The following is a 15,310-nucleotide window of genomic DNA, read 5'->3' on the forward strand; positions in this document are numbered from 1 at the left end:
GCCGGCCCCCCCCCCCCCGCGCGCCCGCCCGCCGAGGTCCGCGTGCAGGCCCGCCGCGAGGCCGACACGCTGCGCGCCGACGCCGACCGCGAGACAAAGCAGCTGCGCACGGTCACCGCGCACGAGGTCGCCGAGCTCAAGTCGACCGTCGAGCGCGAGGTCGCCACGCTGCGCGCCACCGCCGAGCGGGAGATCACGCAGCTGCGCGCCAAGGCCGGCCGCGAGGCCGAGGAGAAGCGCGCCGAGGCGACCAAGATGCTCAGCGACGCCCGCGACAAGCGCGACAAGGACCTGCAGGCCCTCGCGCTCGAGCTGGCCGAGCGCCGCGAGAAGGCCGAGCGCGAGGAGTCCGAGCGGCACGCCGCTCAGGTCGCGCAGACCCAGAAGCTGGTCGCCGAGGCCGAGGAGCGCGCCCGCGCCGCTGAGGACCGGGCCAAGGAGATCGAGCAGCGCGCCGAGGCACGCCGCGTCGAGTCCGAGCGCACCGCCGCGGAGACCGTCGACCGGGCGCGCAACGCGGCCGACAAGGCGCTCAAGGACGCGCAGTCCGAGGCGCACCGCCACCTCACGGAGGCGCGCACCGAGGCCGAGATCACCACGCAGGCCGCCCGGCGCGAGGTCGAGGACCTCACCCGCCAGAAGGACGCGGTCACCGCGCAGCTCGGCCAGATGCTCTCCGGTCTCGCCGGCATCGTCCCGTCGGTCGCGGCGCCCAAGCAGGAGACCAAGAAGGACAAGGACGCCGAGGACAAGTCGGCGGCCAACGCCTGACCCGCTGCTGGGGCACACGGCTGGCAACAGGCCGCACCGCGCTGACGCGGTGCGGCCTGCCGGCGTCTGTGGGCTCGGCTAATATTGGTCTACTTCCCTCAATTCGACCGCAACAGTCGCACGTCCCGCGATGCGGTGTGTATCGGCGCGGCACGGGACGTTTGCGTGTGAGGATGTGACCATGTCCAACGGCGCGGAACTGTTCGCTCTGGGTGGCGACGCTTCTACCCCCCACTTCGAGTCCGCGCTGCGCGGCTACGATCGCCGCCAGGTCGACCGTTACGTCAGCCAGGCCGAGCAGGAGATCGCCGCGCTGCTCGCCGAACGCGAAGACCGGTTCGGCGAGGTCCACATGCTTTCCGCGCAGGTCGAGCAGCTCCAGGTCGAGCTGGCCGCGGTGCGCCGCGAGGCCGCGAGCATCGACGTCGTGCGGTTCCGCCACCTCGGGCCGCGGGTCGAGCAGATCCTCGCGCTGGCCGAGGAGCAGGCCGACGAGATCCGCGCCGACGCGCACCGGTCGGTGCAGACCCAGCGCGACCGGGCCGACAACCTCGTCGACGAGGCACGCGGGCACGCGGCCTCGGCGATCCGCGACTTCGAGCTCGCCCTCGCCGCCCGGCGCGGCGAGGAGGAGAAGGTCGACGCCAAGCGCCGGGCCGAGTTCGACGCCGAGCTCGCGGCCACCCACGCCGAGATCCAGCGGTTGCACAGCGAGTCCGCCGACATCCTGACCACCGCCCGCGAGGAGGCCGAGGCCGTGCGTGCCGCGGTCGAGCGGGAGCTGGCCGCGCAGCGCGCCGCCGCCGAGCGCGAGGTCGCCGAGCTGCGTGCCGCCGCCGGTCGTGAGGTGGCCGCGCTGCGCGCCGAGTCCGACCAGCTGGTCGCCGCGCAGCGGGCGGCGGTCGAGCGGGAGGTCGTCGAGAAGCGGACGGCCCTGGAGCGGGAGGACGCCCGGCAGCGGGCCGCGCTCGACGAGTCGGCGGCCGCCCGCCGGGCCGCGATCGACCAGGAGCTGGGCCACCACCGGGCCGAGCTGGAGCGCCAGATCCGGGAGCGGCAGAGCAGCGCCGAGCACGACTACACCTCCCGCAGCGCGTCCGCGGAACGCGAGCTGACCCAGTGGCGCACCGGCATCGAGCAGCAGGTGACCGCGCAGCGGGTCGAGGCCGAGCGGTACGCGGCCGAGCTGCGCCGCCAGGCCGAGGAGCACGCGGCGGCGATCCGCCGGCAACTCGACGACGAGGCCGAGCGGCTGGCCGGCGCCCAGGAGGAGACCGAGTCGGCGCGCAAGCAGCTCGACGAGGTGCGGGCGGAGCTGGCCCGGGCACGCCAGGCGCTGGCCGAGGCCCGCGCCGCGGCCCCGGCACCCGCGCCCGACCCGGAGGCGAACGGCTCGGCCGAGGTGGGCGCGGCCAACGGCAACGGTAAGGCCGACGCCGACGCCGAGTCGCTGAAGGCGATCGTCGACGCCGCCGACGAGCAGAAGAGCCGTACGCCCGCCGCCGACTGACCGGCGCGGCCGAACGACTCCAGTCAGGACGACCGCACGATCGCGGGCATCGGCGTAGTCCGCAAGGTCGGCCACCGGTGCGGCGGTCTCGCGGCCGTCGCGCCGGTCTTGTAACGTGCCGGGCCTGACGGGTGAGAGGTGAGCCAGGTGAGCGCCGACGATCCGGCCCCCACGGCCGACCAGCAGACGACCGGCGACGAGCCGGTGCCCAGGCCACGGCCGGCCCCGCCGCCGGAGGCGGACGACGACCAACCGTTCGGGCGCCCCGGGCGGCCGTTCCGGCGCAGCCCGTTCCTGCTCGGCTTCGTCGGCGGGCTCGGCCTCGTCCTGGCGTACGCCACCTATCTCGCCGTCCGCAACGCGTTCGGCATCCTCGTGCTCATCTTCATCGCGCTGTTTCTGGCGATCGGGCTCAACCCGGCCGTGGTCAGGCTGCGCAAGCTGGGGTTGCCGCGGACCGGCGCGGTCGCGATCGTCGCGCTCGCGCTCGTGCTGGTGATCGCCGGCGCGATCGGCGCGCTGGTGCCGCCGCTGGTCACCCAGGTCGGCGACTTCGTCGCGGCGGCGCCCGGCTACATCGAGGCGCTGCAGCGCAACCCCACCATCAACGACCTGGTCGGTCAGTTCGACCTCGTCAACAAGGCCAAGTCGCTGGCCAGCCCCGACACGCTCGGCCGGGCGCTGGGCGGTGTCTTCGGCGGCGCCAAGCTGATCTTCGGCACCCTCTTCCAGGTGCTCACCGTGCTGGTGCTCACGATCTACTTCATGGCGTCCTTCGACAAGATGAAGGCGGCGGCGTACGGGCTGGTGCCGCGCTCGCGCCGGGAGCGGGTCCAGCTGCTCACCGACGAGATCCTCGCCAAGGTCGGTGCCTACATCGTCGGCGCGCTGGCGGTCGCGGTGCTGGCCGGCATCAGTGCGTTCGTGTTCGCGACGATCGTCGGCCTGGCCTACCCGTTCGCGCTCGCGGTCGTCGTCGCGGTCTGCGACCTGATCCCGCAGATCGGGGCGACCATCGGCGCGGTCATCGTGACCATCGTGGCGTTCGCCGACTCGCTGACGGTCGGCATCGCCTCCGCGGTGTTCTTCCTCGTCTACCAGCAGGTGGAGAACTACCTCATCTACCCGAAGGTGATGCGCCGGTCGGTCAAGGTGAGCGACGTCGCCGCGATCGTCGCGGCCCTGGTCGGCGTCGGCCTGTTCGGCGTCCTCGGCGCCCTGGTCGCCATCCCGGCGGTGGCCGCGGTCCAGCTCATCGTCCGCGAGGTCGTCATGCCGCGGCAGGAGGCCCGCTAGGTCCGATCCGTCGGACAGGACCTAGGGTTGTGACCCTTTGCCGGGTCCTTGTAGCGTCGGTTGCGTTCGCTGCCCGGCGACGCCCAGCGTGGCGTCGTGCCGCGCGAAAACTGGGGGATCTCGTGAGCAACAGCGCCGTCGGCGTCGCGCAGGTGCGCGGACCGGGCGAGCCACCACCGTCGCGCGTCCGCTGGCGCCGGCCGGTCGCGATCGGGCTCGGCGTGCTCGCGGTCCTGCTGGTCGGCGCCCTGGTGGCGCCGTGGCTGCTGCCCGGCGGCGACGACGCGGAGCCGCCGCCGCTCGCCGCCACCAGGGCTCCCGCGGCCTCCCCCGGCGTCGCGGTCTCCGCGGACGGCGAGGTGCCCACCCGCTGGCCGGACGCGAGCACCACCGGCGTGCCCGACGACGTCAAGCTGACCAAGGCCGAGAGCATCGACCTGGTCACCGACGGCGAGGTGGTCACCGGCCTCGACATCGACGGGTGCGTCGACGTGCACGCCCGGAACGTCACGATCCGCCAGTCGCGGATCACCTGCGACCGCAGGACCTGGGCCGTCCGCACGTTCGACACCACGCAGAACCTCGTGCTGGAGGACGTCGAGATCGACGGCTCGGGCGTCAACTCGACGGCCGTCTGCTGCGACAACTACACGCTGCGCCGGGTGGACGTGCACAACGTCATCGACGGGCCGCGGCTGGGCAACAACGTCTCCATCGTGGATTCCTGGGTGCACGACCTGGCCCGCACCGACAATTCGCACAACGACGCCCTGCAGACCACGGGCGGCACCGCGATGGTGGTCAAGCACAACCGGCTCGAGCCGTACGACAAGAGCTCGCAGGACCCGTTCAACGCGTGCATCATGGTCGGCTCGACCAACGCGCCGCTGGTCCGCGACCTGGTGGTCGAGGACAACTACTGCAACGGCGGCAACTACTCGGTCGGCATCCGCGACGACCTCAAGGCGCAGTCGGTCACGTTCCGCCGCAACGTCTTCGGCCGTGACTTCCGCTACGGCGTGGTCGCCCGCCCGGACCACCCGGGGATCTCCTGGGCCGACACCAACCTGTGGGCCGACACCCGCGAGCCGGTGCTGGAGAAATAGTCGTCAGGCCGCCGCGACGGGCTGTCGGGCGTCCGCCTCCGGCGTGGCGACCGCGGCGGCGAGCGCGTCGTTCGTGACGATCCGCAGGAACGGGACGACCAGGAGCGCGCAGATGACGGCGAAGGCGCCGAAGGCGACCCGGTAGCCCAGGGTCTGCGCCAGGACGCCGGCCAGGCCGGCCGCGATCGGGGTGGCGCCCCACCCGACCAGGCGGCTGGCCGCGTTGAAGCGGCCCAGCATGCCGTCCGGGACCGCCGACTGGATGATGACCCGGGAATTGACCGTCCACATCGTCCCGCCCATGCCGGCGACGAACGCGGCGACGCCGACCGGCACCGCGGCCGTCACCACCGCGGGCACGGCGACCAGGGCGAACGAGCCCACGATGTCCGCGAACATCGACCACCGGCGGCCGAGCAGGCGGTTCACCGGACCGACCAGCAGCGCGCCGACCACGCCGCCGGCGCCGAGGGCCGTGAGCAGCAGGCCGAAGCGGCGCTCGTCGAGGCCGAGGGGACCGGCCACGGCGTACGCCGGAATCAGTGCCAGCCAGGCGCTCCACGCACCGGCCATCGCGGCGATCAGCAGGGCCATCGTGCGGAGCAGCCGGTTGCGCAGCAGGAAGCCCAGGCCGTCGCGGATCTCGCGGCCGACCGGCCGGCGCTCGCGTGGCGCGGGCGTGAACACGCCCACGAGCAGGAGCAGCAGGACGACGCCGGCGACGTAGACCGCGCCGGTCACCCCGAGGGCGAGCGTGAAGCCGGCCGCGACGAGGAACCCGCCGACGGGTGCGCCGACGAAGCCGTTGCAGAGGTACTCCGCCGCGGTGATCCGGGCGGTGACGGTCTGCCAGCGGTCGCGCCGGACCGCCGCGGGCACGATCGACGCGCCGGCCGTCAGCGCCACGACCTCGGCCACCCCGAGCGCGAGCGCGACGGCGTAGAGCAGTGGAAGCCCGACCAGGCCGGCCAGGAGGGCGGCGAGCAGCACCGCGATCGCGGCGATCCGGGCGACCTCGGCCGCGACCATCAGCCGGCGCCGGTCGAGCCGGTCGACCAGCACGCCGACGTGCAGGGCGGTCAGCAGCCATGGCAGCGTGAGCAGCACGGCCACGGCGGCGATCGCGGCGGGCTGGTCGGTGATCCGCACGGCGAGCAGCGGCAACGCCACCTTGGTCACCGCGTCGGCCAGGTTGGTCGCGACGGTGAAGCTGAGCAGCAACCACTCGTTCCGGCGCACCATGTCACTAACCTCCTAAGCCCGCTAACCGGTTAGCAGCCTTCAGGAGTAAGTTCGGTGGTGTCAAGGAAAGAGGCAGGGGAGCGCCCCGCCGGAGAGCAGGAACCCGGGCGGCGCACGGACAAACTACCGCGACGTGAGCCCGAGCACACCCCCTGATTTCGTTCAGATATCCCGGAATTCAGGTCCCGCTACCGGTACGGAACAATTGGTCGGGTGGCCGTACCAGAATCGGGTCTCGACCCGGCGATCGCCGCCCGCCTGAAGCGCACCGCCGACGGGCTCGTGCCCGCCGTCGTCCGCCGTCATGACGACGGTGAGGTGCTCATGCTCGCCTGGATGAACGACGACGCGCTGCACCGCACCCTGACCACCGGCCGGGCCACCTACTGGTCCCGCAGCCGCCAGGAGATCTGGGTGAAGGGCGAGACCTCGGGCCATCACCAGTACGTGAAGTCCGCCGCCCTCGACTGCGACGGCGACACGATCCTGCTCACCGTCGAACAGGTCGGCCCGGCCTGCCACACCGGCACGCCGACCTGCTTCACCGACGAGCTCCCGGTGCGCGCATGACGACCGGGGCCGTCACACCGACCCTGGAGGGGTTCGCCGAGAGCGCCCGCGCCAGCCGGGTCGTCCCGGTCACCCGGCGGCTGCTGGCCGACGGCGAGACCCCGGTCGGCGTCTACCGCAAGCTCGCCGGCGGCCCCGGCACCTTCCTGCTGGAGTCGGCCGAGCAGGGGGCCGGCACGGCCTGGTCCCGCTACTCGTTCGTCGGCGTCCGCAGCGCGGCCACCCTGGTCGAGCGGGACGGCCAGGCGGCGTGGCTCGGCAGCCCGCCCGAGGGCGTCCCGACCACCGGCGACCCGGTCGACGTGCTCCGGGCGACCGTCGCCGCCCTGACCGGCGCCCGGCACGACCCCGACGGCCCGCCGCTGACGGGTGGCATGGTCGGCTACCTGGCGTACGACCTGGTCCGCCGCTTCGAACGCCTGCCCGAACTGGCCGACGACGACCTCAAGGTGCCCGAGCTCGGCATGATGCTGGCCACCGACCTCGTGGTGCTCGACCACTACGCGGGCTCGGCGATCCTGGTCGCCAACGCGATCCTGCCGCCGGACGCCGACGAGAGCGCCGTCGCGGCCGCGTACCACCATGCCGTAGGTCGGCTCGACGCGATGACCACCTCGCTGTCCCGGCCGACGCCGCCGATGATCTCCACGATCGACCTGGCCAAGGTCGAGCCGCGGCTGGAGAGCCGGACGCCGGACGGCGGCTATCCCAAGGCCGTGGAGCTGGCCAAGGAGGCGATCCGGGCCGGCGAGTGCTTCCAGATCGTGGTCTCGCAGCGCTTCGAGCGCCGGACCACCGCCGACCCGCTCGACGTCTACCGGGTGCTGCGGACCACCAACCCGAGCCCGTACATGTATCTCCTGCGCTTCGACGACTTCGACATCGTCGGCTCGTCCCCGGAGGCCCATCTCAAGGTCACCGAGGGCCGGGCGCTGCTGCACCCGATCGCCGGCACCCGCCCGCGCGGGCGCACCCCGCGGCACGACAACGAGCTCGCCACCGAGCTGCTGGCCGACCCCAAGGAGCGGGCCGAGCACGTGATGCTGGTCGACCTCGGCCGCAACGACCTGGGCCGGGTCTGCGTGCCCGGCACGGTCGAGGTGCCGGAGTTCGCCACGATCGAGCGCTACAGCCACGTCATGCACATCGTCTCGACCGTGGTCGGGCAGCTCCGGGACGACCGCACCGCGTTCGACGCGCTCGCGGCGACGTTCCCGGCCGGCACCCTCTCCGGGGCGCCCAAGGTCCGCGCCATGGAGATCATCGAGGAGCTGGAGCCGACCCGCCGGGGTGTGTACGGCGGCACGGTCGGCTATCTCGGCTTCGGCGGCGACCTGGACATGGCGATCGCGATCCGCACGGCGCTGATCCGCGGCGGGGTGGCCTACGTGCAGGCCGGCGCGGGCATCGTCGCCGACTCCGACCCGGCCGCCGAGGAGCGCGAGACCCAGAACAAGGCCGCCGCCGTCCTCGCGGCGATCAGCGCCGCCGAAACCCTGCGGGCCGCCCGATGAGCGCCCCCGAGACCCTGCGGGCCGCCCGGTGAGGAACCCGTTCGCCGGGGAAGGACGCCGCCCGCTCACGCTGGCGGTGCTGTTCTGCGTCGTCGGCGCGGGCCTCGCGTTCGTCGGGGCCGGGCGCACCTGGGAGCACGGCTACACCCACAGCGCCGGCGGCCTGCCGCCGTCGAGCCTCGACCAGACCGGCTCCGACCTCGTCCCGGGCCTGGCCGCGCTGGCCCTGGTCGGGCTGGCCGGCGCCGGGGCGCTGCTCGCCACCCGGGGCTGGGCGCGTCGCGCGGTCGGCGTACTCGTGCTGCTCGTGGGTCTCGGTCTGGTGGCGCTGCCGTTCGACCGGGTGTTCGACGCCAGCACCGCCTGGCCGGCCCTCACGGCGGTCGGCGGGGTGCTCGTGCTGACCGGTGGGCTCGCCGCCGCGCTGCTCGGGCACCGGTGGCCCGGCATGGGGGCGCGCTACGACCGGGCGCCGAAGTCGGCCGGCGGCACCACGGCCGCGTGGAACGCGCTCGACCGCGGCGAGGATCCGACGGTCAGGTAAGCGCGCGGGTCTTCCGCGGCGGCATGGTGATGATCATCGCCACGTGCTTGCGCACCTCGGCGCGCTGGTCGGCCCGCGCCCGGTCCGCGCAGATCGCCTCCCAGGCGTTGCCGCGCGCCGTGCGGACCTTGTCGCCGCCCACCACCACCCGCTGCGCGGTGTCGATGACGCCGAAGGCCGCCGAGAGGACGGCCCGCGGGAAGTCCGCTATTCCGCCCTGCTGTCGTCCGAGTGTGTTGTCCATGCCCCGCCCCGATGAACAAGTCCCCTGTGGTCGGTGCACCAGTGGCACCGCCGACCAGTTTGCCCGACGACATCCTCTCCCAGGGCTGTTTCGGCAGAGTGTCCGACCCGTGGCGGATGCGGTTCCGGTCACGGCCTGTGTAACGGCCGGCACACCCACGCCGGGACGGGCCGGGCATTATGCCCGACCACGCGGCGTGAGACGGCCCATACCCCGGACGCTGTCCGCGGGTCGGCGGGCCATAGCATCGGGCGCATGACACCCGGAAAGGGGAGTCCGTTGGTGAATGCTGATCAACCGCAGGGTGACGACGGCGCCAACTCGGCGGCGCCGGTGAGTGTCCTCGACGAGATCATCGCGGGTGTCCGCGAAGACGTCGAAACTCGGCAGCAGCAGGTCCCATTGGCCGAGGTGAAACGGCTCGCGGCCGCCGCGCCGCCGCCGCGTGACGCGCACGCCGCGCTGCGCCGCCCCGGCGTCGCGGTGATCGCCGAGGTGAAGCGGGCCTCGCCCTCGCGCGGGCAGCTCGCCGACATCCCCGACCCGGCCGACCTGGCCACGGAATACGCGGGCGGCGGCGCCCGGTGCATCAGCGTGCTCACCGAGGGCCGCTGGTTCGGCGGTTCGCTGGAGGACCTCGCGGCGGTGCGCGCGGCGGTCGACGTGCCGGTGCTGCGCAAGGACTTCGTCGTCTCCAGCTATCAGGTGCACGAGGCGCGGGCGCACGGCGCCGACATGGTGCTGTTGATCGTCGCCGCGCTCGAGCAGAACGTGCTCACCGGGCTGCTGGAGCGCATCGAGTCGCTCGGCATGACCGCCCTGGTCGAGGTGCACGACGAGGAAGAGGCCGACCGGGCCATGGAGGCCGGCGCGCGGGTGATCGGCGTCAACGCCCGCAACCTGCGCACGCTCGAGGTCGACCGGTCGGTGTTCGAGCGGATCGCGCCCGGGCTGCCGAACAACGTCGTCAAGATCGCCGAATCGGGCGTACGCGGGCCGCACGACCTGATCCGCTACGCCTCCGCCGGCGCGGACGCGGTGCTGGTCGGGGAGGGCCTGGTGACCCAGAAGAGCCCCCGGGACGCGGTGGCGGAGCTGGTCAACGCCGGCAACCACCCGGCGACGCCGAGGCCGGTCCGATGACTGACCTGCTGTTGCCCGACGCCACGGGGCACTTCGGGCCGTTCGGTGGCCGGTTCATCCCGGAGGCCCTGGTCGCCGCGCTCGACGAGCTCGACGCCGCCTACCGGGCCGCCAAGGCCGACCCGGCGTTCGTGGCCGAGTTCGAGGGGATGCTGCGCGACTACGCCGGCGCGCCCTCGGCGCTCTACGAGGCCCGGCGGCTGTCGGCCCAGGCCGGCGCGCGGATCCTGCTCAAACGCGAGGACCTGCTGCACACCGGCGCGCACAAGGTGCGCAACGTGCTCGGCCAGGCGCTGCTCACCAAGCGGATGGGCAAGCGCCGGGTGATCGCCGAGACCGGCGCCGGCCAGCACGGCGTCGCGGCGGCCACCGCGGCCGCGTACATGGATCTCGAGTGCGTGGTCTACATGGGCGAGCTGGACACCGAGCGCCAGGCGCTCAACGTCGCCCGGATGCGGATGCTGGGCGCCGAGGTCATCCCGGTGACCAACGGCTCGCGGACGCTCAAGGACGCGCTCAACGAGGCCCTGCGCGACTGGGTCTCCTCGGTCGACGAGACCCACTACCTGCTGGGTACGGCGGCCGGCCCGCACCCGTTCCCGGAGCTGGTCCGCGACTTCGTGGGCGGCATCGGCCGGGAGGCCCGGGCCCAGTCGCTGGAGCGGCTCGGCGGGCTGCCGGACGCCGTGGCCGCGTGTGTCGGTGGTGGGTCCAACGCGATCGGGATCTTCCACGCCTTCGTACCGGACGAGGGTGTCCGGTTGTACGGCTTCGAGGCGGGCGGCGACGGCGTGTCCACCGGCCGGACGGCGGCGTCGATCACCGCGGGATCGAAGGGCGTGCTGCACGGCGCCCGGACGTACGTGCTGCAGGACGCCGACGGCCAGACGCTCGAGTCGCACTCGATCTCGGCCGGCCTGGACTACCCGGCGGTCGGCCCCGAGCACGCCTGGCTGCACGACACCGGCCGCGCGACCTACCAGCCGGTGGACGACGACGAGGCGATGGCCGCGTTCCAGCTCCTCTGCCGCACCGAGGGGATCATCCCGGCGATCGAGAGCGCGCACGCGCTGGCCGGGGCCCTGCGGATCATCCCGCAGCTCACCGAGGAGCTGGGCCGGGAACCCGTCATCGTGGTCAACCTGTCCGGCCGGGGCGACAAGGACGCGCACACCGCCGGCAAGTACTTCGGGATCCTGGCATGAGCATTTCGGTGGCGTTCGACAAGGCCCGGGCCGAGGGCCGGGCGGTGCTGGTCGGCTGCATGCCGGCGGGCTTCCCGACGGTCGAGGGCAGCATCGCCGCGATGACGGCGATGGTCGAGGCCGGCGTCGACGTCATCGAGGTGGAGATCCCCTACAGCGACCCGGTGATGGACGGCCCGGTGATCCAGAAGGCGAGCGACATCGCGCTCGCCAACGGGGTCCGGGTGGCCGACACGATGCGGGTCGTCGAGGCGGTCGCCGCCACGGGCGCCCCGGTGGTCACGATGACCTACTGGAACCCCATCGAGCAGTACGGCGTGGACACCTTCGCCCGCGACTACGCGGCGGCCGGCGGCACCGGGTTGATCACGCCCGACCTGATCCCGGACGAGGCGCACGACTGGCTGGCCGCCTCCGACGCGTACGGCCTGGACCGCACGTTCCTGGTCTCGCCCTCGTCGACCGACGCGCGGCTGGCGATGACCGTGGCGCAGTGCCGCGGCTTCGTCTACGCCACCGCGCTGATGGGTGTCACGGGCGCCCGCGAGCAGACCTCGGCGGCCGCGCCGGCCCTGGTCGCGCGGGTCCGCGCGGTCACCGCCGACCTCCCGGTCGGGGTGGGTCTCGGCGTGCGCGACGGGGCGCAGGCAGCCGAGGTCGGCTCGTTCGCCGACGGGGTGATCGTCGGCAGCGCGCTGGTCCGCTGCGTGCTCGAGGCGGACGACGAGGCGTCGGGACTGGCGTCGCTGCGCGCGCTGTCTGCTGAGTTGGCCGCGGGCGTCAGGGCCGTCAAGCGTTAGCCGGCGAGGCCGACGACGACTTCCTGGCTCCTGACGTCGGCCGTGTCGGCCGCCTCGGGATAGTCGGGCTCGGCGTCGCGGTCGACCCGGCACACCACGCCCGAGCGCCCGGCCACCGCGTCGGCGATCGCCATGCGGGTGGTCGGCGTCATCGGCTCCGGCAGGTCGTCGGCGTCGTGCCAGCCGAGGCGGCAGATCCGGCCGGGTGCGTTGACCAGGGCCTCGCCGCGCCCGTCACGGCACCGGAAGACATGCACCACGACGTCGGGCAGTCCCTGACCGCACAGCTCGTAGAGGCCGACCAGATCGACCATCTCGACATCCATGCCGGTCTCTTCGCGGATGTCCCTTATCGCGGCGTGGATCGGGCTCTCGTTCTCACGGACCTTCCCGCCGGGCAGCCCCCACCGGCGGTGTCCCTGGCTCTGCTGGCAGAGCAGCACGCGGCCGGCGTCGTCGGTGACGATCGCGGCGACCGCGGAAGTGAGGGAGTTCATACCCAGTGAAGCTACCGCGCGCGGCGGTTAACGTCAGCTGTCGTGCGGGGGTCGTGCACGATGCGTGCGGTGTCCGGATAGATCCGGGACGAACCCGGGGTGCCACCGACACCATGCGCGACGGTACCGTGTTGACCCGTGACCCTCGCCGCGATTCCGAGCCCCACTCACGCCGTGTGGCAGATCGGCCCCGTGCCGATCCGGGCATACGCCCTCTGCATCATCCTGGGCATCATTCTTGCCGGTGTGGTGACGGAGGTGCGCCTCCGCCAGCGCGGCGCACACAAGTGGGCGATCCTCGACATCGCGGTCTGGGCGGTGCCGTTCGGCATCATCGGTGCCCGGATCTACCACGTGATCACCTCGCCCGGCGCCTACTTCGGCGAGGGCGGCAACCCGCTCGAGGCGTTCGAGGTCTGGAAGGGCGGCCTGGGCATCTGGGGCGCGGTGGCCGGCGGTGCCGTCGGCGCGCTGTTCGCCGCCCGGCAGCTCGGCATGCCGCTGACGGTCGTCGCCGACGCGCTCGCGCCCGGCCTGCCGCTGGCCCAGGCCGTCGGCCGCCTCGGCAACTGGTTCAACAACGAGCTCTACGGCCGGGCGACCACCCTGCCCTGGGGCCTCGAGGTGCACGAGATGGACTCGGCCGGCCGGCCCACGCTGGTCGACGGCGAGCCGGTCCTGCGACCCGGCCTCTACCAGCCGACCTTCCTCTACGAGCTGATCTGGAACGTGATCGTGGCCGGCCTCGTGGTCGCCCTCGACCGCAAGTTCAAGTTCGGCAAGGGCCGCGCCTTCGCGCTCTACGTGATGGGCTACACGGCCGGCCGGTTCTTCGTCGAGATGCTGCGCGACGACACCGCGACCCACATCGCCGGCGTCCGGATCAACGTGTTCGTGGCCGCGATCGTGTTCGTCGGCGCGCTGATCTACTTCCTGCGGGTCCGCGGGCCGCGCGAATACCTGGTCCCGGTCGGCGCCGACGCGCCCGTCCCCGCGCCGCGTGCCGCGGGCGACATCTCGACCGTCGACGTCTCCGCCAAGCAGTCGTCCGCGGCAGCCGTCCCGTCGGCCTACCAGGTGGTCACGGAGGAGCAGTTCAGGGCGTACCAGGAGACCGGCACCGTCCCCGAAGGGGACGACAGCACGGTCGCCAAGGTGGAGTCGGACGGCGAGTCCGACGCCGACGACGCCACGGCCGACGAAGATGGACAGGACAGCGACGCCACGGCCGCCGGTGCGGGTGGCCGCGCCGACGACCGCTGACCCGCCAAGACCAGCCGAGCCAGCAGACCACCCCGGAGAGGCGGTGCCGATGCGTACGGCCGTGGTGGTGGGCGCCGGCATCGGCGGTCTGGCGGCGGCCGGCGCGCTGGCCCGGTCCGGTTGGCAGGTGACGCTGCTCGAACGCGCCGACCGCGTGCGCCCCGGCCGCACCGCCCTGGTGCTCTGGCCAAACGGCATCCGCGCCCTGCGGGCCCTCGGCCTGGGCGACGGCCTCGACGCGATCGGCACCCCGCTCGCCGAGACGGGGGTCCGCCGGCCCGACGGCCACTGGCTGGTGCAGCCGCGCCCGGTCGCCCCGCACCGGGCACCCGTCGTCGTGCACCGCGAGGACCTGCACGACGCGCTGATCGCCGGGCTCGGCGACCGGCTCGACATCCGCACGGGCGTCCAGGTCGACGACGTGCGCACCGGCGAGACCGAGCGGCCCGCGGTGACCGCCGGCCGGCAGGTCTTCCCCGCCGACCTCGTGATCGCCGCCGACGGCACCGACAGCGCGGTCCGGGCCCGGCTGGCCCCGGAGTCGGCCGTGGTCAGCTCCGGCTGCACGGCCTGGCGCGCGGTCATCCCGTGGTTCCGCGCGCCGAAGAGCATGGCGGGGCGGGTCGGCGGCGAGACGCTCGGCGCGGGCTACCGGTTCGTGGCCGCGTCGCTGGGCGAACGCGGCTCGTCGGGCGCCTCGAGCCGCGGCGGCGTCTACTGGGTCGCCACCGCCGCCGGCGCACCCCGGCCGGAGCCGCCGGCCACCCAGCTCGCCCTGCTGCGCCGCTGGTACGCCGGCTGGCCCGAGCCGATTTCCGACCTGCTCGCCGCGACCGAGCCCGACGACCTGGTCCAGCAGGAGGTGCGCGAGTTGCGCCCGCTGCCCCGGTCGTACGCGTTCGCCGCGGGCCCCGGCGGCGTCGTGCTGCTCGGCGACGCCGCGCACGCGATGCCGCACCACCTCGGCCAGGGCGCCTGCCTCGCGTTCGAGGACGCGGCCACGCTCGCGGCCGCCGTCCGCGACGCCGCACCGGGCCTGGCGCTGCGCCGGGCCATCGAGGGCTACGACCGGGAACGCCGGCCGCGCGCCGCGACGATGGTGCGGCAGACCCGGCGCATGTCGGCGGTCCTGCAGACCCGTGGCCGGCTCGCGTTGCGGGCCCGCGACGCGGCGCTCGGCCAGATCACCCCGCGACTCCTCGGCAATGCGGCGAGCACCGCCGCACAGTGGCGGCCCCCCGCGTGACCGAGGGGTAAGCGGCCGAGCAAGCCGGGCGAGGTGGCCGAACGTGCCATGACCATCTGGCGCGCGGACGGGCAGACTACCGGCTACCGGACGGAAGGGTGCGTCGTGGACGAAGGTGGGTCGGCAGCGGTCGACGGGCAACGGCCCGTCCGCGCCGAAGCCAGCCTGCTCGGTCCCGTGCGCCTGCTGGCCGACGGCGTGGCGGTGCCGCTGCCGGAGCCGGCCCGTGACGTGCTCGGTGTGCTCGCGCTCCGGCCGGGTGAGACGGTGACCGCCGAGCAGATCGGCTCAGCACTGTGGACGGTGCCGCGACAGCGCGGCGCGGGCGCGGGCGAGCGGGTCGAGACGGCCGTCGCGGC

General features: G+C 73.6%; 15 protein-coding genes and 1 pseudogene. 13 read left to right on the forward strand and 3 right to left on the reverse strand.

Annotated elements, in window-relative coordinates; translation table 11 throughout:
* The 4 genes and pseudogenes from AB0H87_RS24090 to AB0H87_RS24105 form a co-directional block, all read left to right on the forward strand.
* Positions 1-771, forward strand: a pseudogene (locus tag AB0H87_RS24090) (cell division protein DivIVA); the annotation flags it as partial.
* Between the two features lie 181 nt (positions 772-952).
* Complete coding sequence (locus tag AB0H87_RS24095) at positions 953-2,281, forward strand: hypothetical protein (RefSeq protein WP_360149655.1); 1,329 nt, start codon at positions 953-955, stop codon at positions 2,279-2,281.
* Positions 2,282-2,485: 204 nt separating this feature from the next.
* The gene (locus AB0H87_RS24100; RefSeq protein WP_360149699.1) at positions 2,486-3,577 is read left to right on the forward strand and encodes an AI-2E family transporter; all 1,092 of its coding nucleotides are present in this window, start codon (positions 2,486-2,488) and stop codon (positions 3,575-3,577) included.
* Between the two features lie 122 nt (positions 3,578-3,699).
* Positions 3,700-4,683 (forward strand): hypothetical protein, encoded by a 984-nt coding sequence (locus AB0H87_RS24105; protein ID WP_360149658.1) that lies wholly within the window; start codon positions 3,700-3,702, stop codon positions 4,681-4,683.
* A gap of 3 nt (positions 4,684-4,686) precedes the next feature.
* On the opposite strand, the gene AB0H87_RS24110 is transcribed toward AB0H87_RS24105, so the two are convergent.
* Complete coding sequence (locus AB0H87_RS24110; protein ID WP_360149661.1) at positions 4,687-5,925, reverse strand: MFS transporter; 1,239 nt, start codon at positions 5,923-5,925, stop codon at positions 4,687-4,689.
* Between the two features lie 213 nt (positions 5,926-6,138).
* On the opposite strand from AB0H87_RS24110, the gene hisI reads away from it, so the two are divergent.
* Genes hisI through AB0H87_RS24125 form a run of 3 tightly spaced genes read left to right on the forward strand, consistent with a single transcriptional unit; the run spans position 6,139 to position 8,553 of the window.
* Positions 6,139-6,495, forward strand: coding sequence for a phosphoribosyl-AMP cyclohydrolase (gene hisI / locus AB0H87_RS24115; RefSeq protein WP_360149664.1), 357 nt, complete (start codon positions 6,139-6,141; stop codon positions 6,493-6,495).
* Complete coding sequence (locus AB0H87_RS24120) at positions 6,492-8,009, forward strand: anthranilate synthase component I (RefSeq protein ID WP_360149667.1); 1,518 nt, start codon at positions 6,492-6,494, stop codon at positions 8,007-8,009. The genes hisI and AB0H87_RS24120 overlap by 4 nt, the downstream gene beginning before the upstream one ends.
* 28 nt (positions 8,010-8,037) lie before the next feature.
* Complete coding sequence (locus AB0H87_RS24125; protein ID WP_360149670.1) at positions 8,038-8,553, forward strand: Trp biosynthesis-associated membrane protein; 516 nt, start codon at positions 8,038-8,040, stop codon at positions 8,551-8,553.
* On the opposite strand, the gene AB0H87_RS24130 is transcribed toward AB0H87_RS24125, so the two are convergent.
* Positions 8,546-8,797 carry a hypothetical protein gene (locus tag AB0H87_RS24130; protein WP_360149673.1) on the reverse strand — a complete coding sequence of 84 codons (252 nt, stop codon included), beginning with the start codon at positions 8,795-8,797 and terminating at the stop codon, positions 8,546-8,548. The two genes, AB0H87_RS24125 and AB0H87_RS24130, sit on opposite strands and share 8 nt — an antisense overlap.
* A gap of 282 nt (positions 8,798-9,079) precedes the next feature.
* Here AB0H87_RS24130 and trpC point away from each other — a divergent pair, with 282 nt between their 5' ends.
* From trpC to trpA, 3 genes are read left to right on the forward strand one after another with little or no spacing between them, the layout of a single operon-like run.
* Positions 9,080-9,940 carry an indole-3-glycerol phosphate synthase TrpC gene (gene trpC / locus AB0H87_RS24135; RefSeq protein WP_360149676.1) on the forward strand — a complete coding sequence of 287 codons (861 nt, stop codon included), beginning with the start codon at positions 9,080-9,082 and terminating at the stop codon, positions 9,938-9,940.
* The gene (trpB, locus tag AB0H87_RS24140) at positions 9,937-11,145 is read left to right on the forward strand and encodes a tryptophan synthase subunit beta (protein WP_360149678.1); all 1,209 of its coding nucleotides are present in this window, start codon (positions 9,937-9,939) and stop codon (positions 11,143-11,145) included. The genes trpC and trpB overlap by 4 nt, the downstream gene beginning before the upstream one ends.
* Positions 11,142-11,945 (forward strand): tryptophan synthase subunit alpha, encoded by an 804-nt coding sequence (gene trpA, locus AB0H87_RS24145; protein WP_360149681.1) that lies wholly within the window; start codon positions 11,142-11,144, stop codon positions 11,943-11,945. Before trpB ends, trpA begins: the two co-directional genes overlap by 4 nt.
* Here the strand turns inward: trpA and AB0H87_RS24150 are convergent.
* Positions 11,942-12,442, reverse strand: a complete 501-nt coding sequence (locus AB0H87_RS24150) for an NUDIX hydrolase (protein WP_360149684.1) — start codon at positions 12,440-12,442, stop codon at positions 11,942-11,944. The genes trpA and AB0H87_RS24150 overlap by 4 nt on opposite strands.
* A gap of 138 nt (positions 12,443-12,580) precedes the next feature.
* Here AB0H87_RS24150 and lgt point away from each other — a divergent pair, with 138 nt between their 5' ends.
* The 3 genes from lgt to AB0H87_RS24165 all read left to right on the forward strand — a co-directional run.
* Entirely contained in the window at positions 12,581-13,705 is a 1,125-nt protein-coding gene (lgt, locus tag AB0H87_RS24155) for a prolipoprotein diacylglyceryl transferase (RefSeq protein WP_360149687.1), read from the forward strand.
* A gap of 49 nt (positions 13,706-13,754) precedes the next feature.
* Positions 13,755-14,951: an FAD-dependent monooxygenase gene (locus tag AB0H87_RS24160; RefSeq protein ID WP_360149690.1), complete on the forward strand. Its 1,197-nt coding sequence runs from the start codon at positions 13,755-13,757 to the stop codon at positions 14,949-14,951.
* Between the two features lie 48 nt (positions 14,952-14,999).
* Positions 15,000-15,310 (forward strand): hypothetical protein (locus AB0H87_RS24165; protein ID WP_360149693.1); only part of this gene is annotated, 311 nt, incomplete at its 3' end.

Origin of the sequence: Asanoa sp. NPDC050611 (assembly GCF_040654855.1) — a bacterium.
Lineage (GTDB): Bacteria > Actinomycetota > Actinomycetes > Mycobacteriales > Micromonosporaceae > Asanoa.

Bases quoted from the DNA above. Each gene is read 5' to 3' on its own strand.
- AB0H87_RS24095 (WP_360149655.1), top strand. From the start codon at position 953: ATGTCCAACGGCGCGGAACTGTTCGCTCTGGGTGGCGACGCTTCTACC.
- AB0H87_RS24110 (WP_360149661.1), bottom strand. From the start codon at position 5,925: ATGGTGCGCCGGAACGAGTGGTTGCTGCTCAGCTTCACCGTCGCGACC.
- AB0H87_RS24120 (WP_360149667.1), top strand. From the start codon at position 6,492: ATGACGACCGGGGCCGTCACACCGACCCTGGAGGGGTTCGCCGAGAGC.
- AB0H87_RS24130 (WP_360149673.1), bottom strand. From the start codon at position 8,797: ATGGACAACACACTCGGACGACAGCAGGGCGGAATAGCGGACTTCCCG.
- trpB (WP_360149678.1), top strand. From the start codon at position 9,937: ATGACTGACCTGCTGTTGCCCGACGCCACGGGGCACTTCGGGCCGTTC.
- trpA (WP_360149681.1), top strand. From the start codon at position 11,142: ATGAGCATTTCGGTGGCGTTCGACAAGGCCCGGGCCGAGGGCCGGGCG.
- AB0H87_RS24150 (WP_360149684.1), bottom strand. From the start codon at position 12,442: ATGAACTCCCTCACTTCCGCGGTCGCCGCGATCGTCACCGACGACGCC.
- AB0H87_RS24160 (WP_360149690.1), top strand. From the start codon at position 13,755: ATGCGTACGGCCGTGGTGGTGGGCGCCGGCATCGGCGGTCTGGCGGCG.